Annotated in this window: 20 protein-coding genes and 1 riboswitch; of the genes, 18 read left to right on the top strand and 2 right to left on the bottom strand. The window is 44.3% G+C overall.

The window, feature by feature from the left end:
- Window positions 1–462: 462 nt before the first annotated feature.
- The 14 genes from BFI01S_RS08310 to purD all read left to right on the top strand — a co-directional run bounded on the left by BFI01S_RS08310 (window position 463) and on the right by purD (window position 14,456).
- The gene (locus BFI01S_RS08310; protein ID WP_035333237.1) at window positions 463–1,005 is read left to right on the top strand and encodes a DUF2179 domain-containing protein; all 543 of its coding nucleotides are present in this window, start codon (window positions 463–465) and stop codon (window positions 1,003–1,005) included.
- The gene (locus tag BFI01S_RS08305; RefSeq protein ID WP_061792197.1) at window positions 1,002–1,208 is read left to right on the top strand and encodes an NETI motif-containing protein; all 207 of its coding nucleotides are present in this window, start codon (window positions 1,002–1,004) and stop codon (window positions 1,206–1,208) included. The genes BFI01S_RS08310 and BFI01S_RS08305 overlap by 4 nt, the downstream gene beginning before the upstream one ends.
- 88 nt (window positions 1,209–1,296) lie before the next feature.
- Window positions 1,297–1,398: riboswitch (purine riboswitch) on the top strand.
- 139 nt (window positions 1,399–1,537) lie between these two features.
- On the top strand, window positions 1,538–2,026 hold the full coding sequence (purE, locus tag BFI01S_RS08300; protein WP_061792196.1) for a 5-(carboxyamino)imidazole ribonucleotide mutase: 489 nt from the start codon (window positions 1,538–1,540) through the stop codon (window positions 2,024–2,026).
- Window positions 2,013–3,167 carry a 5-(carboxyamino)imidazole ribonucleotide synthase gene (purK, locus tag BFI01S_RS08295; RefSeq protein WP_206698096.1) on the top strand — a complete coding sequence of 385 codons (1,155 nt, stop codon included), beginning with the start codon at window positions 2,013–2,015 and terminating at the stop codon, window positions 3,165–3,167. The genes purE and purK overlap by 14 nt, the downstream gene beginning before the upstream one ends.
- A 3-nt stretch (window positions 3,168–3,170) precedes the next feature.
- Window positions 3,171–4,463, top strand: coding sequence for an adenylosuccinate lyase (purB, locus tag BFI01S_RS08290; protein ID WP_061792194.1), 1,293 nt, complete (start codon window positions 3,171–3,173; stop codon window positions 4,461–4,463).
- 115 nt (window positions 4,464–4,578) lie between these two features.
- Window positions 4,579–5,304: a phosphoribosylaminoimidazolesuccinocarboxamide synthase gene (gene purC / locus BFI01S_RS08285; protein ID WP_061792193.1), complete on the top strand. Its 726-nt coding sequence runs from the start codon at window positions 4,579–4,581 to the stop codon at window positions 5,302–5,304.
- Window positions 5,292–5,546, top strand: a complete 255-nt coding sequence (gene purS, locus BFI01S_RS08280) for a phosphoribosylformylglycinamidine synthase subunit PurS (protein ID WP_009336741.1) — start codon at window positions 5,292–5,294, stop codon at window positions 5,544–5,546. Before purC ends, purS begins: the two co-directional genes overlap by 13 nt.
- Window positions 5,543–6,229, top strand: a complete 687-nt coding sequence (gene purQ / locus BFI01S_RS08275; protein ID WP_061792192.1) for a phosphoribosylformylglycinamidine synthase subunit PurQ — start codon at window positions 5,543–5,545, stop codon at window positions 6,227–6,229. The genes purS and purQ overlap by 4 nt, the downstream gene beginning before the upstream one ends.
- Window positions 6,213–8,429: a phosphoribosylformylglycinamidine synthase subunit PurL gene (purL, locus tag BFI01S_RS08270; RefSeq protein ID WP_061792191.1), complete on the top strand. Its 2,217-nt coding sequence runs from the start codon at window positions 6,213–6,215 to the stop codon at window positions 8,427–8,429. Before purQ ends, purL begins: the two co-directional genes overlap by 17 nt.
- Window positions 8,414–9,811: an amidophosphoribosyltransferase gene (gene purF / locus BFI01S_RS08265; RefSeq protein WP_009336744.1), complete on the top strand. Its 1,398-nt coding sequence runs from the start codon at window positions 8,414–8,416 to the stop codon at window positions 9,809–9,811. The genes purL and purF overlap by 16 nt, the downstream gene beginning before the upstream one ends.
- Before the next feature lie 148 nt (window positions 9,812–9,959).
- Complete coding sequence (gene purM, locus BFI01S_RS08260; RefSeq protein ID WP_061792190.1) at window positions 9,960–10,985, top strand: phosphoribosylformylglycinamidine cyclo-ligase; 1,026 nt, start codon at window positions 9,960–9,962, stop codon at window positions 10,983–10,985.
- A gap of 13 nt (window positions 10,986–10,998) precedes the next feature.
- A complete protein-coding gene (purN, locus tag BFI01S_RS08255) occupies window positions 10,999–11,580 on the top strand; it encodes a phosphoribosylglycinamide formyltransferase (RefSeq protein ID WP_061792189.1) in 582 nt (193 codons plus the stop codon).
- Window positions 11,581–11,613: 33 nt separating this feature from the next.
- On the top strand, window positions 11,614–13,149 hold the full coding sequence (gene purH / locus BFI01S_RS08250) for a bifunctional phosphoribosylaminoimidazolecarboxamide formyltransferase/IMP cyclohydrolase (RefSeq protein WP_061792188.1): 1,536 nt from the start codon (window positions 11,614–11,616) through the stop codon (window positions 13,147–13,149).
- 38 nt (window positions 13,150–13,187) lie between these two features.
- Window positions 13,188–14,456, top strand: coding sequence for a phosphoribosylamine--glycine ligase (gene purD / locus BFI01S_RS08245; protein ID WP_061792187.1), 1,269 nt, complete (start codon window positions 13,188–13,190; stop codon window positions 14,454–14,456).
- Here purD and BFI01S_RS24565 read toward each other — a convergent pair.
- Both BFI01S_RS24565 and BFI01S_RS08240 read right to left on the bottom strand, forming a co-directional pair.
- Entirely contained in the window at window positions 14,434–14,523 is a 90-nt protein-coding gene (locus BFI01S_RS24565) for an EYxxD motif small membrane protein (protein WP_328143322.1), read from the bottom strand. The genes purD and BFI01S_RS24565 overlap by 23 nt on opposite strands.
- A 235-nt stretch (window positions 14,524–14,758) precedes the next feature.
- Entirely contained in the window at window positions 14,759–15,049 is a 291-nt protein-coding gene (locus tag BFI01S_RS08240) for a YgaP family membrane protein (RefSeq protein WP_061792186.1), read from the bottom strand.
- Window positions 15,050–15,243: 194 nt separating this feature from the next.
- Here BFI01S_RS08240 and BFI01S_RS08235 point away from each other — a divergent pair, with 194 nt between their 5' ends.
- From BFI01S_RS08235 to pcrB, 4 genes are all read left to right on the top strand, one after another.
- The gene (locus tag BFI01S_RS08235) at window positions 15,244–16,986 is read left to right on the top strand and encodes an adenine deaminase C-terminal domain-containing protein (RefSeq protein ID WP_172581907.1); all 1,743 of its coding nucleotides are present in this window, start codon (window positions 15,244–15,246) and stop codon (window positions 16,984–16,986) included.
- A gap of 92 nt (window positions 16,987–17,078) precedes the next feature.
- The gene (locus BFI01S_RS08230) at window positions 17,079–18,134 is read left to right on the top strand and encodes a DUF3048 domain-containing protein (RefSeq protein WP_061792184.1); all 1,056 of its coding nucleotides are present in this window, start codon (window positions 17,079–17,081) and stop codon (window positions 18,132–18,134) included.
- Between the two features lie 40 nt (window positions 18,135–18,174).
- Complete coding sequence (locus tag BFI01S_RS08225) at window positions 18,175–18,486, top strand: YerC/YecD family TrpR-related protein (RefSeq protein WP_061792183.1); 312 nt, start codon at window positions 18,175–18,177, stop codon at window positions 18,484–18,486.
- A gap of 160 nt (window positions 18,487–18,646) precedes the next feature.
- Window positions 18,647–19,333: a heptaprenylglyceryl phosphate synthase gene (pcrB, locus tag BFI01S_RS08220; protein WP_061792182.1), complete on the top strand. Its 687-nt coding sequence runs from the start codon at window positions 18,647–18,649 to the stop codon at window positions 19,331–19,333.
- Window positions 19,334–19,392: the final 59 nt, after the last annotated feature.

The following is a 19,392-nucleotide window of genomic DNA, read 5'->3' as shown; positions in this document are numbered from 1 at the left end:
CTCTTTTTTGTGTGTAATTATAGGTTTCTGAATCAACTGGACTCTTGTTTTTATTGAAAAATGCAGATATGCGTCAGGCTCAAATTGTATGCGCCACTCCTTATTCCGCCGACTGTTTTAAAAGTTATATCTGTTCTCTTCAAAAAATATTTTCCCAAATGTAAGATAAGCTTCACGATATGTTAGATAAAAATGAAAACTTGTTAGATAAAAGTCCATACATGCTAGATAATCTCCAAAACCTGCTAGATAAAACTGTTGCGAACCTCTCTCCTTTATATAGCCTCAATAAGATCCATAAACGGATAAGCCGTTTCATCCCACTCAAAAAAGGATAACCTATACACAAAGAATCAATTTTTGAAAAAGAGTTATCAAAAGCCAATTTCTTTTGTACAATAGGGACTTAATGGGGAGAGGACACTCATTTGCCTCTTAATTCCCTATGAAGGAGGACTTGCATTGCTGGAAAACAGTTTTATTATGGTCGCTATTATTCTGATCATTAATATCGTATATGTATCATTTTTTACCATCAGGATGATTCTGACGCTTAAGGGACAGCGTTACCTGGCAGCTTTTATCAGCACGATCGAAGTTGTTATTTATGTCATTGGACTGGGGCTGGTGCTGGATAACCTGAATGAAATACAAAATTTGATTGCTTATGCAGTCGGTTATGGAATCGGTGTTATTGTCGGCATGAAAATTGAAGAGAAGCTTGCTCTGGGCTATATTACCGTAAATGTAATTACAAAGGAATATGACAGAGACCTCCCTAAAGCTTTAAGGGAGAAAGGGTATGGCGTAACCAACTGGGCTGCTAACGGACTCGAAGGCGATCGGATGGCCCTGCAGATCCTGACACCGAGAAAATATGAATTAAAGCTTTATCAGACGATTAAAGAACTGGATCCTAAGGCCTTCATCATCGCTTATGAGCCAAAAACGATTCATGGCGGCTTCTGGGTGAAATCTGTTAAGAGAGGAAAGTTATCTCAATGAGTAAAGGCAAGAACAAAATGTCATTTGAAGTTCAGGAAAATGAAACGATTGACCAGTGCCTGGAAAGAATTAAAAAGGCAGGATATATACCTGTTAGAAGGACTGAGAAGCCTATTTTTAAAGAAGTTAAGACAGGCGGAAAGGTCGATTATGAGCCGGCTGGCCGGCAGATTGTTTTTGAAGCAAAACTAGTAGAAGATTAAAACACGAACATTAATTGTCTGACTTTTAGTATTGTTCGATTTTTCAATTGACAGAGTATCAGGTATGTTGTTAATATGGTGGTAGTTAATAAAACGTGAATAAACCCCTCGTATAATAATGGGAATAGGGCCCATAAGTTTCTACCCGGCAACCGTAAATTGCTGGACTATGAGGGAAAGCTGATATGCCTGGCATGTAGAAGGAATGGTTCCTGCCGTTTGCAGGTGTCTTCCTTACGGTTCTTTTTAGCCCGGACAGATTACTTTCTCTCGTATTAAGAGAAGGGTCTGTGCGGGTTTTTTATATTGGACGATTTGGAGGAGAAAGAATGAGCGCACAAGCAGCAGTCATTATGGGAAGCAAATCAGATTGGGAGACAATGAAGCACGCTTGCGGAATTCTGGAAGAGCTTGAAATCCCCTATGAAAAAAAGGTTGTTTCAGCCCATCGGACTCCAGATCTTATGTTTGAATATGCTGAGCAGGCAAGAGACAGAGGAATCAAGGTAATTATTGCTGGTGCAGGAGGAGCGGCACACCTGCCAGGAATGGTTGCAGCAAAAACGACTCTTCCTGTCATTGGAGTCCCGGTCCAATCAAAAGCTCTAAACGGACTGGATTCATTGCTGTCCATTGTTCAGATGCCCGGCGGCGTCCCGGTTGCAACAGTTGCAATTGGAAAAGCAGGCGCCGTTAACGCTGGATTGCTGGCAGCACAAATCCTTGGCGCTTTTGATAAAGCCATTGCAGAACGTCTTCAGTCAAAAAGAGATAAAACAAAACAGGAAGTACTGGAAAGCAGTGATGAACTTGTCTAATAAAACAATTTTACCTGGACAAACAATTGGAATTATTGGCGGGGGACAGCTTGGGAGAATGATGGCACTAGCAGCAAAAGCAAATGGCTTCAGGATTGCCGTTTTGGATCCAGCAGAAGACTCTCCTTGCGGCCAGGTTGCGGATATTAAAATCCTTGGCGAATATGGTTATTTAGATTCTATAAAAGAGTTAGCTGACGTCAGTGATGTTGTAACATATGAATTTGAAAATATCAGTGCGGAAGCTCTTGAGTGGCTATGTGCAAATGCGTACGTCCCACAGGGGAGCGAGGTGCTGGAAATCACCCAGGACCGGACAAAGGAAAAAGCATCCATCCAAAGAGCTGGCTGTGAGGTAGCGCCGTATGCGGTCATTACGACTGAAAAAGATATTTATGATAATATAGAAAAGCTTGGCTATCCAGCGGTATTAAAGACATCCAGAGGCGGATATGACGGAAAAGGGCAAGTTGTGATCAAGAGCGGGCAGGATATTAAGAAGGCTGCACAGCTTCTTGAGCATGGCGTGTGCGTCCTTGAAAAATGGATAGCTTTCGAAAAGGAAATATCGGTTATTATCTGCCGGAATATCTCGGGAGAAAAAGCGGTATTTCCAGTCGGGGAAAATATCCATAAAGAAAACATTCTGCACCAGACCATTGTGCCGGCCATGATCACAGCTGAAGCTGAGGAAAGGGCAGTAAATGCAGCAAACCAGCTGGCAGAAGCTTTAAGCCTTGTCGGTACATTGGCAGTCGAAATGTTTCTGACAAAAGACGGACAGATTTACATTAACGAGCTTGCGCCCCGTCCGCATAACTCAGGCCATTATTCGATTGAAGCCTGCGAAACCTCCCAGTTTGAACAGCACATCCGTGCGGTTTGCAATTGGCCGCTTGGCAGCACGGAGCTATTAAAACCGGCTGTTATGGTAAACATACTAGGAGAGCACCAGGAGCCTTTAATTAAGAAAATACCTGAATTGGATGACTGGAAGATACACTTGTACGGAAAAAAGGATGCCAAATATAAACGCAAGATGGGCCATGTCACGCTTTTGCGGAACTCAGCCGAAGAGGCAATTGAAGAAGCAGAAAAAAGCGGCATTTGGACCCCTGTGAAGGAAAAGATCGGAGGATAAAACATGATTGAACGTTATACGAGACCGGAAATGGGAGCTATCTGGAATGAAGAGAACCGCTTTCAGGCTTGGCTTGAGGTAGAAATTCTTGCTTGTGAAGCCTGGGCAGAATTAGGAGATATTCCGAAAGAAGATGTTCAGAAAATCCGTGAGAATGCTTCTTTTAATATTGACCGGATAAAAGAAATCGAAGAGGAAACACGACATGATGTGGTCGCTTTTACTCGCGCGGTATCTGAATCCCTTGGCGAGGAGCGCAAATGGGTTCATTACGGGCTTACTTCAACAGATGTGGTTGATACGGCGCTTTCTTACTTAATCAAGCAGGCGAATGATATCCTTCTAAAAGATATTGAACGCTTTGTGGAAATCCTGAAAAACAAAGCACAGGAACACAAGCATACAGTGATGATGGGCCGTACGCACGGGGTGCATGCTGAGCCAACTACATTCGGTTTAAAGCTTGCATTATGGTATGAAGAAATGAAGCGTAATCTTGACCGCTTTAAAGAAGCAGCTGCTGGTGTGGAATTCGGTAAAATTTCTGGTGCAGTTGGAACATATGCAAACATCGATCCGTTCGTTGAAAAATATGTGTGTGAAAAGCTGGGCATCCAGCCAGCGCCAATTTCAACACAGACACTTCAGCGTGACCGTCATGCACATTACATGGGTGCGCTTGCGCTGGTGGCCACTTCAATAGAAAAATTCGCAACGGAAATCCGCGGTCTTCAAAAAAGCGAAACGCGTGAAGTGGAAGAGTTTTTCGCGAAAGGCCAAAAGGGATCTTCAGCGATGCCGCATAAACGCAATCCAATTGGTTCAGAAAATATGACAGGGATGGCAAGAGTGATCCGCGGCTATATGATGACTGCATATGAAAATGTGGCATTATGGCACGAGCGGGATATTTCCCACTCATCAGCTGAAAGAATTATCCTGCCTGACGCTACGATTGCGCTGAACTATATGCTGAATCGTTTTGGAAATATTGTTAAGAACCTAACAGTCTTCCCTGAAAACATGAAACGCAATATGGACCGTACACTGGGGCTGATTTACTCTCAGCGTGTTCTTCTGGCATTGATTGATAAGGGCATGACTCGTGAAGAGGCATATGATACTGTCCAGCCGCGGGCCATGGAAGCATGGGAAAAACAGGTGCAATTCCGCAGCCTGATCGAGCAGGACGAGACGATTACATCAAAGCTAACCGAAGCAGAAATAGATGACTGCTTTGACTATAACTACCACATCAAGCATGTGGATACCATTTTTGACCGTTTAGGTTTATGAAAAAATAAAGAGGTAAAGAGCAGTCTTTACCTCTTTATTATCGGGAAAATTCCCAATCTTCTTAACAAAAACGTCTAGCAGCCATGCGCTATTCAAATAAGGGAGGCTCTCCGCTATGGAAAAAGGAGCATTGTTATACGAAGGCAAAGCCAAAAAAGTTTATCAGACAAATGATGAAAATATTGTCTGGATTGAATATAAAGACTCTGCAACAGCCTTTAATGGTGAGAAAAAAGCAAGCATCAGCGGCAAGGGCCGTTTGAATAACGAGATTACGAGTTTGCTTTTCTCAAAGCTTCATGACCTGGGAATTGAATCTCACTTTATTGAAAAACTTTCAGAGACTGAGCAGCTTGTTAAAAAGGTGGATATCATTCCGCTCGAAACAGTAGTCCGCAATGTTGCGGCGGGGAGCTTTTCTAAGAGATTGGGAGTTGAAGAAGGGAAAGAATTATCAAGGCCGATTGTTGAGTTCTATTACAAAGATGATGAGCTCGGTGACCCGCTGCTGACAGAAGATCATATAGAAATTCTTCAGCTGGCTGATAAACAGGAAGTAGCAATTTTACAGGAAAAGGCACTTCAGGTTAATGCCATTTTAAGAGATTTTTTCAAAGACCTTGGCATTAAATTAGTAGATTTCAAGCTGGAGTTTGGTAAAGATGAATCTGGCCAAATTCTGCTGGCCGATGAGATTTCGCCAGATACCTGCAGGCTTTGGGATATTGAAACAAATGAAAAGCTGGATAAAGATGTTTTCCGCAGAGACCTTGGAAATTTAACAGATGCATATGAAAATATTTTAGCGCGACTGGGAGGCCAAACAGTATGTACAAAGTAAAAGTTTTCGTCACATTAAGAGAAAGTGTTCTAGATCCTCAAGGAACAGTTGTAAAAAATTCACTTCATTCCATGAATTACAGCGAAGTGTCTGATGTGCGCATTGGAAAATATATGGAGCTGACAGTGGAAAAAAGTGATCGTCCTGTAGAAGAAGCTGTGAAGGAAATGTGTGAGCGCTTATTGGCTAACGTTGTGATTGAAGATTACCGCTTTGAAATCGAGGAGGCTGTTGCTCAGTGAAGTTTGCTGTGATCGTATTTCCAGGGTCCAATTGTGACATCGATATGTACCATGCAGTAAAGGATGAGCTTGGAGCGGAAGCTGAATATGTTTGGCATGACGCAGAAAGCTTAGACGAATATGACGGAATTCTTCTTCCAGGCGGTTTCTCTTACGGAGATTATCTTCGTTCGGGTGCTGTCGCACGCTTCAGTAATGTCATGAAGGAAGTTATAAAAGCGGCTGAGGCAGGCAAACCAATTTTGGGAGTCTGCAACGGATTCCAAATTTTATTGGAAGCGGGTCTTTTGCCAGGGGCAATGAGAAGAAATGACAGCCTGAAATTCATCTGCCGCACGGTTGAGCTGAAGGTTGAAAACAACGAAACTATGTTTTCATCCGTATACGGTAAAGGAGAAGTAATTCATATTCCAATCGCTCATGGCGAAGGAAACTATTATTGTGATGAAGCAACTCTAGAAACTTTAAAGGCAAATAATCAGATTGTCTTTACTTATAATGAAACAAATCCTAATGGCAGCCTGGAAAACATTGCAGGCATTGTCAATGAAAAAGGAAATGTACTAGGTATGATGCCGCACCCTGAGAGAGCTGTTGATGAGCTTTTAGGGGGAGCGGATGGCCTGAAACTTTTTCAATCAATCGTAAAACAATGGAGGGAAGCACATGTCGTTAAGCTTTAAGCCAAGTCCGGAACAATTAAAAGCACAGAAGGTATACAAAGAGATGGGATTGTCTGATGACGAATTTGCGTTGATTGAAAAGATTATCGGGCGTTTGCCAAATTACACAGAAATCGGTTTGTTTTCTGTTATGTGGTCAGAGCATTGCAGCTATAAAAACTCAAAGCCCGTTTTAAGCAAGTTCCCGACAACAGGAGAGAAAGTACTTCAGGGACCAGGGGAAGGAGCTGGAATTGTTGATATCGGCGATGGGCAAGCAGTTGTGTTTAAAATCGAAAGCCACAATCACCCTTCTGCAATCGAGCCTTACCAGGGGGCAGCAACAGGTGTCGGCGGGATTATCCGCGATGTATTTTCAATGGGCGCAAGACCGGTCGCACTCCTTAACTCTTTACGCTTTGGAGAATTGGATTCTCCTCGTGTACGGTACCTTTTTAAAGAAGTAGTCGCAGGCATTGCGGGCTACGGAAACTGCATCGGCATTCCGACAGTTGGGGGAGAAGTGCAGTTTGATTCTTCCTATGAAGGAAATCCGCTTGTAAACGCGATGTGTGTCGGCTTAATTGACCATAAAGACATTAAAAAAGGCCAGGCCCATGGCGTAGGCAACACCGTTATGTATGTTGGCGCGAAAACGGGCCGTGACGGTATCCATGGTGCTACTTTTGCATCAGAAGAATTAACAGACCAATCAGAATCAAAACGCCCGGCTGTACAGGTTGGCGATCCATTTATGGAAAAGCTTCTGCTGGAGGCATGTCTTGAACTGGTGCAGTCTGACGCACTTGTCGGCATTCAGGATATGGGAGCTGCAGGTCTGACAAGCTCTTCTGCTGAAATGGCCAGCAAAGCGGGATCAGGAATTGAAATGAATCTTGACCTTGTTCCTCAAAGGGAAACAGGCATGACGGCATATGAAATGATGCTTTCCGAGTCTCAGGAGAGAATGCTGATTGTCGTGAAAAAAGGACGCGAGCAGGAGATTGTTGATTTATTTTCCAAATATGGTTTGGAAGCTGTTTCTGTCGGCAAGGTAACAGATGATAAAATGCTCCGCCTGACACATCAGGGAGAAGTGGTGGCAGAGCTTCCTGTAGATGCGCTTGCAGAGGATGCACCAGTTTATCATAAGCCATCAAGAGAGCCTGAGTATTTCCGTGAATTCCAGGCGATGGAAAATGATATTCCTGCGGTTGAAGATTATAAAGAAACATTAGTAAAGCTTCTCCAGCAGCCGACAATCGCCAGCAAGGAATGGGTTTATGACCAGTACGACTATATGGTGCGCACCAATACCGTAGTGGCACCTGGATCAGATGCAGCTGTCATCCGCATCCGCGGCACCCGCAAAGGATTGGCTATGACGACAGATTGTAATTCACGGTATATGTATCTTGACCCAGAAACAGGCGGGAAAATTGCTGTGGCCGAAGCGGCAAGAAATATCATTTGCTCCGGCGGTCAGCCGTTGGCGATAACAGATAATCTGAACTTTGGAAATCCTGAGAAGCCTGAAATCTTCTGGCAGATCGAAAAAGCGGCAGACGGAATCAGTGAAGCATGCCGCACATTGGATACACCAGTTATCGGCGGAAACGTCTCTTTATATAACGAAACAAATGGAACAGCTATTTACCCAACGCCTGTCATTGGAATGGTCGGGCTTGTAGATGACATAGACCATGTGACAACACAATCATTTAAAGCACCTGGTGATCTTATTTATCTGGTTGGCGAAACGAAGGATGAATTCGGCGGCAGTGAGCTGCAGAAGATGACATACGGCAAGATTTTTGGAAAAGCGCCTGAACTTGATCTCGAAAAAGAAGAAAAGGCACAGGAGCAAATTCTAAAAGCTATCCGTTCAGGACTTGTAGCATCTGCACATGATGTGGCAGAAGGCGGATTAGCAGTAGCAGCTGCGGAAAGCCTTATCGGATCAACAGGTCTGGGAGCGGATATCAAGGTAAAAGGAAATGCGACATCAGCTTTATTCAGTGAATCACAATCCCGTTTCTTGCTATCTGTAAAAAAAGAAAACCAGGAAGCATTTGAAAGTTTAGTAGACGCGACACTAATCGGTGAAGTAACAGAAGCACCTATACTTTATATCTCCAATGAAGAGGGCCTATTGCTTGCTGAACAGGTAGACGTTCTAAAGCAGGCCTGGAAAGGAGCTATCCCATGCTTGCTGAAATAAGAGGACTGAATGAAGAGTGCGGTGTTTTTGGAATCTGGGGGCATCAGGATGCTTCCCAGATCACGTATTACGGGCTTCATAGTCTGCAACACCGCGGCCAGGAAGGCACGGGAATGGTTGTTACCGATGGCAAAAAGCTGAAAGGCATTAAAGGTGAGGGGCTGGTAACGGAAATTTTCACTGCAGATGCCATGAAGGAACTGGAAGGAAAAGCAGCAATCGGACATGTACGCTATGCGACTGCCGGCGGGGGCGGATATGAAAATGTCCAGCCTCTGCTATTCAACTCACAAAGCGGAAGTCTTGCACTTTGCCATAACGGAAACCTGGTGAATGCGACTGCATTGAAGCATCAGCTTGAAGGACAGGGAAGCATTTTTCAAACGAGCTCGGATACAGAGGTGCTGGCTCACTTAATTAAGCGTGCAGGCTTCTCTTCACTTAAGGACCGTGTCAAAAATGCTTTATCCATGATTAAAGGAGCTTATGCTTTTCTGATCATGACCGAAACAGAACTGATGGTTGCGCTGGACCCGAACGGCATGAGGCCGCTCTCACTTGGCAAAATCGGCGATGCTTATGCGGTTGCATCTGAAACATGTGCTTTTGATGTTGTCGGTGCAGAGTATATCCGCGATATTCTGCCAGGAGAACTGCTGATTATTGACGACAATGGATTCCGTTCTGAAATGTTTGCAATGGCCTCTAATATTGCAATGTGCACAATGGAATATGTTTATTTTTCCCGTCCGGACAGTAATATCAACGGAATCAACGTTCATACAGCCCGGAAAAATCTTGGAAAGCAGCTTGCCTTTGAGGCGCCAGTTGAAGGGGACGTCGTTACGGGCGTTCCTGACTCAAGCATCTCTGTCGCGATTGGCTATGCTGAAGCTACAGGCATTCCATATGAGATGGGCTTGATAAAAAACCGCTATGTTGGCCGGACTTTTATCCAGCCATCCCAATCGCTGCGTGAGCAGGGTGTAAAAATGAAGCTGTCTCCGGTACGCGGAGTTGTAGAGGGCAAGAGAGTCATCATGGTGGATGACTCGATCGTTCGAGGAACAACAAGCAGACGGATTGTCACAATGCTGAAAGAAGCAGGAGCTACAGAAGTGCATGTGCTTATCAGTTCACCGCCAATTAAAAATCCATGTTTCTATGGAATCGACACATCAACAAAGGAAGAATTAATTGCCGGCAATCATTCTGTTGAGGAAATAAGAGAAATCATTGGTGCGGACACACTTACCTTTTTAAGTGCAGAGGGCATGGTCAAAGCAATCGGCCGAAAAGACGGACAATGCCTGGCATGCTTTACAGGCCAGTATCCGACGGAGATTTATCCAAGCACTTTGCATCCTTATGAAAAGGTATAAATATGAAACTTGGCCGGTATTTTGCTCTTTTTGGCCGGTAAGTATAAAGAATTGGCCGGTAAATTTCATTTTTGACCGGTAAAAGCACAATGTTGGCCGATAAAATACAAAATCGGCCTTTATTTTTCCAACCAAGAGGTGAAAAGGAATGGCAAATGCATATAAACAGGCCGGAGTAGATATTGAAGCTGGCTATGAAGCAGTTTCCCGCATGAAAAAGCACGTACAGAAGACGATTCGTCCTGGTGTGCTTGGCGGTTTGGGCGGATTTGGCGGCATGTTCGATCTATCTGAACTTAACCTGAAGGAACCGGTTTTAGTATCAGGTACAGATGGTGTCGGTACGAAGCTGATGCTCGCTTTTATGATGGATAAGCATGACACTATTGGGATTGATGCGGTCGCCATGTGTGTAAATGATATTGTTGTACAGGGAGCGGAACCTCTTTATTTCTTGGATTATATCGCCTGCGGAAAAGCGGCGCCTGAACGGATTGAAGCGATTGTGAAAGGAATTGCGGATGGCTGCGAACAGGCAGGATGCGCACTCGTAGGCGGTGAAACAGCTGAGATGCCTGGCATGTACAGTGAGGAAGAATATGACCTTGCCGGCTTTGCGGTCGGTGCCTGTGAAAAATCCAGCCTGATTAATGGGTCCGATATTAAAGCTGGAGATGTACTGATCGGCCTTGCATCCAGCGGAATTCACAGCAATGGCTACTCACTTGTCAGAAAGCTGTTTTTTGAAAAAGCGAATTTGTCCTTAACAGATCATGTAGAAGAACTAGGCTGCACTTTAGGGGAAGAGCTGCTTCGCCCTACAAAAATTTATGTAAAGCCGCTTCTATCAGCTATGAAGGAATTCAAGCTGAAGGGCATGGCGCATATTACCGGCGGCGGATTTATTGAAAATATCCCCCGCATGCTGCCTGAAGGTCTTGGCGCTAAGCTTACTGAAAGCAATTGGGAAGTGCCGCCTGTGTTCACGGTGATGGAGAAGATCGGCGGACTGGAACGCAAAGAAATGTACAACATTTTTAATATGGGAACAGGCATGGTGATTGCAGCGGATAAAGAAAATGCTGATGAACTGATCACCTATTTTAATGAAATCGGAGAAAAAGCCTATCTAATGGGGACAGTGACGGAACAGGAAGGAATTGAAATTCTGTAACTTGGAGGAAGTCATGAAAAAAATCGCAGTGTTTGCTTCCGGAAGCGGAACGAACTTTCAGGCCATTGCCGATGCTGTAAAAAAAGGTGATTTGCAGGCTGAGATCGTCTTGTTTGTCTGTGATCGGCCAGGTGCCTATAGCACACAGCGTGCACAAAACGAACAGGTTCCGCAGTTTGTTTTTTCAGCTAAAGACTATGCTGGCAAAGCAGATTATGAAAGAGCGATTTTGCAAAGGCTGAAGGAGAGCGGCGCCGAGTATATTATTCTCGCAGGCTACATGAGACTGATCGGCCCGACGCTTTTGAAAGAGTTTGAAGGCAGGATTATTAATATCCATCCTTCTCTTCTTCCTGCTTTTCCTGGTAAGGATGCAATTGGCCAGGCGTTATCCGCCAATGTGAAGGTAAGCGGTGTAACGGTTCATTTTGTCGATGAAGGTATGGATACGGGGCCGATAATTGCTCAGGCGCCAGTTGATATAGATGCGGGTGAAACTCTTGAAAGCCTTCAAAAGAAGATACATGAAGTCGAGCACAAGCTTTATCCGCAGGTTTTGCAAAAACTTTTCTGTGCTAAAATGGTAGAGAGATAAAGTATATCATTGATAGAGTCAGGGGGAGCGAACATGAAGAAACGTGCATTAATCAGTGTTTCCGACAAAAATGGCATAACAGAATTTGCCCAGCAGTTAAGCGATTTGGGTTTTGAAATTATCTCAACGGGCGGTACAAAAAAAGCGCTGGAAGAGAGTGGAGTTCCTGTAATCGGCGTAAGCGATGTGACAGGGTTTCCGGAAATCTTGGAAGGGCGTGTGAAAACATTAAATCCGATGATACATGGCGGACTGCTGGCTAAGCATGGCGAACCAGGCCACAAGCAGCAGCTTGAAGAGCATGGGATCCAGCCTATCCAGGTTGTGTGCGTGAATTTGTATCCGTTCCAGCAAACCATCGCTAAACCGGATGTGTCAGTAGAGGATGCGATAGAGAATATTGATATCGGCGGCCCGGCCATGCTGCGTGCTTCTGCCAAGAACCATGACTATGTAACGGTTGTAGTGGATCCTGCCGATTATGAAACAGTTCTTTCACAGCTGAAAGAAACCGGAGAGGTTCAAAAGGAAACCCGCCGCAGGCTTGCTGCGAAGGTTTTCCGCCATACTGCTGCCTATGATGCGATGATCGCTGAATATATGACAGATTTGGCAAATGAAGAAACACCTGAAAAATTAACGGTTACGTATGAACTGAAGCAAACCTTGAGATACGGGGAGAATCCGCATCAAAAGGCAGCTTTTTACCGCAAGCCGCTTGGATCTGAATTTTCGATTGCTAACGCTGAACAGCTTCATGGCAAGGAATTATCCTACAACAATATCAATGATGCGGATGCAGCTCTTCAGATTGTAAAGGAATTCTCTGAGCCTGCCGCAGTTGCTGTTAAGCATATGAACCCATGTGGAGTTGGCACAGGAGAAAATGTATTTGATGCTTTTTCAAAAGCTTTCGCAGCTGACCCTGTTTCAATTTTCGGAGGAATCATTGCCGTAAACAGGGAAGTGGATGCAGATACAGCGATAAAGCTTTATGAGATCTTCCTTGAGATCATTATTGCGCCATCCTTCTCAGATGAAGCGCTTGAAATTTTAAAAGGGAAAAAGAATCTGCGCCTGCTGACCATTCCTTTTGAAGGCAAAAAGAAAGCGGAGATGAGATTGTCTGCTATTGAAGGCGGCTTGCTGACGCAAGAATATGATCTGTTCACCCTTGAAGATGCCGAAGTAAAAGTAGCAACGAAGAGGGAGCCGACAGAAGAAGAGTGGAAAGCACTGAAGCTCGGCTGGAAAGTTGTCAAGCATGTGAAATCCAATGCCATTGTCGTAAATGATGCAAACATGACACTTGGAGTTGGTGCAGGACAGATGAACCGCGTAGGCTCTGCCAAAATTGCGCTTGAACAGGCAGGAGAAAAAGCAAACGGAGCCGTAATGGCATCGGATGCCTTTTTCCCAATGAACGATACCGTTGAAGTCGCAGCAAAAGCTGGCATCAAAGCCATCATTCAGCCGGGGGGCTCCATCCGTGATGAGGACTCCATCAAAAAGGCTGATGAGTACGGAATTGCCATGGTCTTTACAGGCGTTCGGCATTTTAAGCATTAAAAGAAAAGCGGAAGCTGACATTTTTACGGAGGTGCGTAATGAAGGTATTAGTTATTGGAAGAGGCGGACGTGAACATGCAATTTGCTGGACGATGAATCAAAGCCCTTCAGTTGAACAGGTTTTTGCGGCTCCGGGAAATCCGGGAATGGAAGATTCAGCACAGCTGGCCGCCATTCAGGAAAACGACCAGGAAAAACTTGTGCAATTTGCTCAGGAAAATGAAATTGACTTGACTGTAATCGGGCCGGAAGTGCCGCTGCTTGAGGGCCTTGCAGACCGATTTGAAGAAGCCGGATTAAAGGTATTTGGACCGAAAAAAGCTGCGGCTGAAATTGAAGGCAGCAAATCCTTTGCCAAAGAGCTTATGAAGAAATATGCTATTCCGACAGCTGAATATGGAGTATTCAGCGACTATGAAGAAGCGAAAGCCTATATTGAAGCAAAGGGTGCTCCCATTGTTCTGAAAGCAGATGGGCTTGCAGCAGGAAAAGGCGTAATAGTAGCCATGACTATGCAGGAAGCATTATCCGGGATTGAGGAACTATTGTTAAATGAAAAATTTGGCCGGGCTTCTTCAACAGTTGTAATTGAAGAATTCCTTGAAGGGGAAGAATTCTCTTTAATGGCCTTCGTGAACGGTGAAACCATAGTTCCGCTTGAAATTGCCCAGGATCACAAGCGTGCTTTTGATGGAGATCAGGGACCGAATACAGGCGGAATGGGGGCTTATTCACCCGTACCGCATATTGGTGATGAAACAGTTGCAGAGGCTGTTGAAAAAGTTTTGAAGCCTGCAGCAAAAGCAATGGTTCAGGAAGGCCGGAGTTTTACCGGAATTTTATATGCAGGTCTGATTAAAACATCAGCTGGCCCGAAGGTAATCGAATTTAATGCCCGCTTTGGAGATCCTGAAACACAGGTGATTTTACCGCGGATGAATTCGGATCTGGCGGAGGTAATGCTGGCAGTCCTAAATGGGGAGCAGCCTGAAATCGAGTGGAGTGAGGAAGCAATCGTCGGAGTGGTTGCTGCTTCAAAGGGCTACCCTGAAGCATACGAAAAAGGAGCTGTTCTGAATGGGCTGCATTCGCTTAAAGATGTTTTAGTCTTCCATGCCGGCACTGATCGAAACAGCTCAGGTGAGTATGTGACAAATGGAGGCCGCGTGCTGCTGGCAGGCGCCAGAGCGTCTACACTGAAAGAAGCGCAGCAAAAGGTATATTCCGAACTGGAGAACCTTCAGTGCGAAGGTGTATTCTACCGGAAAGATATTGCCGATAAGGCTATCGCGCACGTCCTTTCTTAGTCTTCCGGATATACACAAACAGGAGTGCTACAATGCTTCCAATTATAGCTGTCAGGACGAAGGTCATATCCATTACGTATTCCCAGAACATAATGTCAGCTCCTTTCTATCAGTATAGCCCCAAATTGGGGGCTGATTTTTTTATAAGGTAAGAAAGTATAAAGTTTTGGACGTCGATAACTGTCTAGATCCAGCGCCTACCCCCTCGAGGTCACAAGACGATCCTCCCAAAGAGGCAAAGGACGCCTTTCCGGGAGGATCGTCTTGTGCTTGTCGGGGGAGGCAAGGCGCTTCCGCTTTTCTTAAGACGGATTATAAGGCAGAATCTCCTCAACAGCCTCATCATCATTATTATTATTGTGATTTACTCTCTTTTCCTGAACCATGTCCTGGCCTCTTTCAAAAAGAGCTGTCAATGGGCAAAAGCGGACAATACCCTCAGCCACTTTCATTCCTCCCAGCATGGCCATCACAAGATAAGAGTCCCGCCAAGGTCTCTTCACAAGCTTTGAAGTGCTCCAGGCCAGTACCGTTAATCCGACTGTTATGCGTATTAAGGCATTTACAATGCCGATATTTGATTTTACATGCATAGGTCCCACCACTTTCACGAAATTTTTACAATCTTTTACTGATTCTTTAATGCGTTAAACAGTGAAATATGTTACTATTGTAAAACAAGAGGAAATGAAAGGGCTTTCTTTATTGATATAAAGCCATTTTACTCATTGTAATCATTCTAAAAACAGAGTCTTTATATATAGATATCAACAAGGGAGGGAGTATAGTGCTGGAACAGCGTTACCGTTGGAAAAACAGGCACTTGCGTGAACATGTTTCCGTATTGGACGGAAAACTTTCACCGACGATATTACTTAAGAACGCGCGTTATCTGAATCAGGCGCTTCGCAAATGGATAACAGCAAATATATGGATTCTTGGCGATCGTATTGTTTATGTGGGCGAAAAGCTGCCGGAAAAAACAGATCAGTGTGAGATTATTGATTGTTCAGGACTTACGCTCGTACCCGGATATATTGAGCCGCATGCCCATCCATTTCAATTATATAATCCCCATTCCCTGGCGAGCTATGCATCGCAGTTTGGGACAACAACCCTGATTAATGATAATATGGTGCTTGCTTTACAGCAGGACAAAAAGAAAGCGTTTTCTTTTTTGAAGGAAATGAGAAACATGCCTGCAACAACCTATTGGTGGTGCCGATTTGATGCTCAAACAGAGATCCAGCACGAAGAATCTGTTTTTTCCCATGGAAACGTTAAATCGTGGCTTGAACATGATGCCGTGCTTCAGGGAGGAGAGCTTACAGGCTGGCCGAAGCTATTGGATGGCGATGATATGATGCTTCATTGGATTCAGGAAACAAAGCGGATGAGGAAAAAGATTGAAGGCCATTTTCCGGGGGCATCCGAAAAAACGCTGGCAAAGCTTATGCTGCTAGGTGCTGATTGTGACCATGAGTCAATGACTGGGAAAGATGTGTATAATCGCCTTTTACAGGGATATACCGTATCTCTCAGATATTCTTCCATTCGTCCGGATCTGCCGGTTTTATTGGAAGAAATGCATGAAATCGGCATTGATCAATATGATCGGATGGTCTTCACAACAGACGGTTCCTTTTCCTCCTTTTATGAGCAGGGAATCATTGACCATATGATCCGCATTGCCCTAGATAAAGGAGTGCCGGTAATTGATGCGTATAATATGGCAACCATTAATGTGGCCCGTCATTATGGAATCGATTATTTACATGGCTCCATTGCGACAGGAAGGGTTGCCAATATCAATTTCCTGTCAGATGAAAACGAACCAACTCCAATATCTGTTATTGCGAAAGGGGAATGGGTGAAGAGAGACGGAGAAAATCTGCATGCTTATAAGCCGGTAGAATGGGAAGAATACGGCTTTGAACCGCTGGATATTGGTTGGGAGCTGACAGCTGATGATATGCAATTCTCCATGCCTTTCGGGATAAAGCTTGAGAATGCTGTTATTACAAAGCCCTACTCCATCACAATTGACGTATCATCCGAAGAACTGGAGAAAGACCATGATGAATGTTTCTTCATGCTTGTTGACCGGAATGGACAATGGCGCATAAATACGATACTAAAAGGATTCTCGAAAAGCATGGATGGAATGGCAAGTTCTTTTTCCAATACCGGTGACATCATCTTAATCGGCAAAAGCAAACAGGAAATGCTGAATGCTTTTAACCGGCTGAAAGAAATTGGCGGAGGCATTGTCATATCTGAAGGGGGAAGGATTGTCCAGGAGATGGAGCTCCGCTTAAAAGGTGTAATGTCCCATAAAAATGTGGAGGAATTAATGCAGGAAGAAAAACAGCTTGTGCATTATTTGCGTGATCAAGGCTATAGACATGAAGATCCAATGTACACGCTTCTCTTTTTCTCTTCAACCCATCTGCCTTATATCAGAATTACCCAGCAGGGAATGTATGATGTCATGAATAAAACGGTACTCTTTCCAACGATAATGCGTTAAAATATGAAAGAGGTGTATTAGATAGAGATCAAAACTGCTCAGGGAGCTAACATAGAATCCGCATCAAAAGCAAAAATCACACGGGGTGAAAAATGTTAAATAGATGGATAGCTGTATCAGCAGCGGCAATGCTTCTCGTTTCTGGATGCAGTAAAGAAAAAGCAGAGGAGCCGGCAAAGCAGGAGACGGAAAAAGCGGAAGAAGCCACAAAAGGTGTCAGCTCTGAAAAAGAACTTCCATTTCAATATCCGCTCACAGGCTTCGGGTCGGAAACCGAAGTGGATGGAAGGGCTGTAGCGGTGATGATCAATAATCATCCGAAAGCCCGTCCGCAATCCGGGCTTAACCAGGCTGATATCGTCTATGAAATGCTGGCAGAAGGAGACGTGACTCGTTTCCTTGCTATTTTTCAAAGTGAGTGGCCAGAAATGATAGGGCCTGTCAGAAGTTCAAGAGATTATTATATTGAGCTGGCTAAAGGCTATGACAGCCTCTACATTGCCCACGGCTACAGTCCGGAAGCCAAAGAATTGCTGGATCAGGGGTATGTTGATAACCTGAACGGAATGCAGTATGACGGTACATTGTTTAAAAGGGAAAGCTTCCGGCATGCTCCGCATAATTCCTATATTTCTTTTGACAATGTGCTGAAGGGTGCAAAAGAAAAAAATTATGCGATGAAAGATGAACCGAAATCTCTTGAATTCCTTTCGAAGGAAGAGGTAAAGGCCATTCAGGGAGATAAAGCTGACTCTGCTATGATCTCCTACCTGGACAACGAGTTATTCAGTGTCATCTATGAATATGATGCAGGAATCGAGAAATACAAAAGATATTCCAATGGCGAGCTTACAGCTGACTACAAATCCGGGAAACCTGCATTACTCGATAATATTTTCATCGCAGAAGCAGACCATCATCTGGTTGACAGCGCAGGCCGCCGTGATATTAACTTAACTTCTGGGGGAAAAGGATATCTCCTTCAAAAAGGAAAAGTGACAGAGGTGCAGTGGGAAAATATTGACGGGCGAATTCTTCCTGTCTTAAACGGCCAGCAGGCTGGCCTTGTGCCGGGAAAAACATGGATCAACATCGTTCCATCAAACCCGGGCCTGGAGCAAACGGTTTCCTTAGAAGCTAAACAATAATGAGTGAAAATACTATTTAAACAAAGGGGTATGCAAATATATGCAAATTGATAAGCTAAGAGGCAAAGAACTGGATCAGTTATTTAAGTCTGTATTATCTTTAAAAGACCTGGAAGAGTGCTATCGATTCTTTGACGACTTATGTACAGTGAATGAAATACAATCCCTGGCGCAGCGCCTGGAAGTGGCACGCATGCTTCGTGAAGGTAAAACGTATCATAAAATCGAAACAGATACGGGTGCCAGCACTGCAACCATTTCCCGTGTAAAACGCTGCCTCAACTATGGAAATGATGCCTATGAAATGGCATTGGAAAGAATTAAAGAAGAAGAAGAAGCTGAAAAGGCGTGAATATCCGTTTTGCCTAAACCGATGGGGCTGTTCCCGCGGTTTTTTTCTTTGTCTTCTATTAATTTTTTCCACTCCATTCTTACATCCTGCTTTTATTTTTTATTCCCAATCTTAAATGATATAATGATGAAATGGAATGATAGAATGGAGGCAATTTTGCATGTATGATGTTCGCGAATGGAGCCACGTTTTCAAGCTCGATCCGGATAAAATTATATCAGATGAAGACCTGGAAATGATTTGCGAGTCAGGGACCGATGCGATTATTGTGGGCGGAACAGATGGCGTCACACTGGAGAAGGTGCTGGATTTAATGGCCCGCATCCGCAGATACACAGTTCCCTGTGTGCTGGAGGTTTCAGCGATTGATTCAGTTACACCGGGCTTTGACCTATATTTTATCCCGACAGTCCTTAACAGCAGGGATGTGAAATGGGTTACAGGCCTTCACCAGGAAGCAGTAAAAGAATATGGGGATATTATGAATTGGGAAGAAATCCTTGTTCAGGGCTATTGCATTCTGAATGAAGAATGTAAAGCTGCACAAGTCACCAATTCACGCACAGATTTATCTCTTGATGAGATAAGGGCATATGCCATGATGGCCGAGAAAATGTTCCGCCTGCCAATCTTCTATCTGGAATATAGCGGAAAGTACGGAGATGCAGCAGTGGTCGCAGAGGTGAAAAATACGCTTGAAGAAACCGTATTATTTTACGGAGGCGGCATCCTGGGTGCAGATCAGGCAAAAGAAATGTCTGGGCATGCGGACGTCATTGTGGTCGGAAATGTTATATATGATGATCTGCAGGCTGCGTTGGCCACAGTTGAAGCCGTTCGTGCTTAATTCAGGTTGCTGATGCTTAGCAAACAAGATAAAATAGAATATAAGAACATATGTTTCTA

It is taken from the genome of Cytobacillus firmus NBRC 15306, from assembly GCF_001591465.1.
Classification (GTDB): domain Bacteria; phylum Bacillota; class Bacilli; order Bacillales; family Cytobacillaceae; genus Cytobacillus; species Cytobacillus firmus.
Note: the sequence above shows the minus strand (reverse complement) of the source record. Positions and strands in the feature narration are given on the sequence as shown.

Coding starts and splice junctions, on each gene's coding strand:
- BFI01S_RS08305 (WP_061792197.1), top strand. CDS start 1,002: ATGAGTAAAGGCAAGAACAAAATGTCATTTGAAGTTCAGGAAAATGAA.
- purE (WP_061792196.1), top strand. CDS start 1,538: ATGAGCGCACAAGCAGCAGTCATTATGGGAAGCAAATCAGATTGGGAG.
- purK (WP_206698096.1), top strand. CDS start 2,013: ATGAACTTGTCTAATAAAACAATTTTACCTGGACAAACAATTGGAATT.
- purB (WP_061792194.1), top strand. CDS start 3,171: ATGATTGAACGTTATACGAGACCGGAAATGGGAGCTATCTGGAATGAA.
- purC (WP_061792193.1), top strand. CDS start 4,579: ATGGAAAAAGGAGCATTGTTATACGAAGGCAAAGCCAAAAAAGTTTAT.
- purS (WP_009336741.1), top strand. CDS start 5,292: ATGTACAAAGTAAAAGTTTTCGTCACATTAAGAGAAAGTGTTCTAGAT.
- purL (WP_061792191.1), top strand. CDS start 6,213: ATGTCGTTAAGCTTTAAGCCAAGTCCGGAACAATTAAAAGCACAGAAG.
- purF (WP_009336744.1), top strand. CDS start 8,414: ATGCTTGCTGAAATAAGAGGACTGAATGAAGAGTGCGGTGTTTTTGGA.
- purM (WP_061792190.1), top strand. CDS start 9,960: ATGGCAAATGCATATAAACAGGCCGGAGTAGATATTGAAGCTGGCTAT.
- purN (WP_061792189.1), top strand. CDS start 10,999: ATGAAAAAAATCGCAGTGTTTGCTTCCGGAAGCGGAACGAACTTTCAG.
- purH (WP_061792188.1), top strand. CDS start 11,614: ATGAAGAAACGTGCATTAATCAGTGTTTCCGACAAAAATGGCATAACA.
- purD (WP_061792187.1), top strand. CDS start 13,188: ATGAAGGTATTAGTTATTGGAAGAGGCGGACGTGAACATGCAATTTGC.
- BFI01S_RS24565 (WP_328143322.1), bottom strand. CDS start 14,523: ATGACCTTCGTCCTGACAGCTATAATTGGAAGCATTGTAGCACTCCTG.
- BFI01S_RS08240 (WP_061792186.1), bottom strand. CDS start 15,049: ATGCATGTAAAATCAAATATCGGCATTGTAAATGCCTTAATACGCATA.
- BFI01S_RS08230 (WP_061792184.1), top strand. CDS start 17,079: ATGTTAAATAGATGGATAGCTGTATCAGCAGCGGCAATGCTTCTCGTT.
- BFI01S_RS08225 (WP_061792183.1), top strand. CDS start 18,175: ATGCAAATTGATAAGCTAAGAGGCAAAGAACTGGATCAGTTATTTAAG.
- pcrB (WP_061792182.1), top strand. CDS start 18,647: ATGTATGATGTTCGCGAATGGAGCCACGTTTTCAAGCTCGATCCGGAT.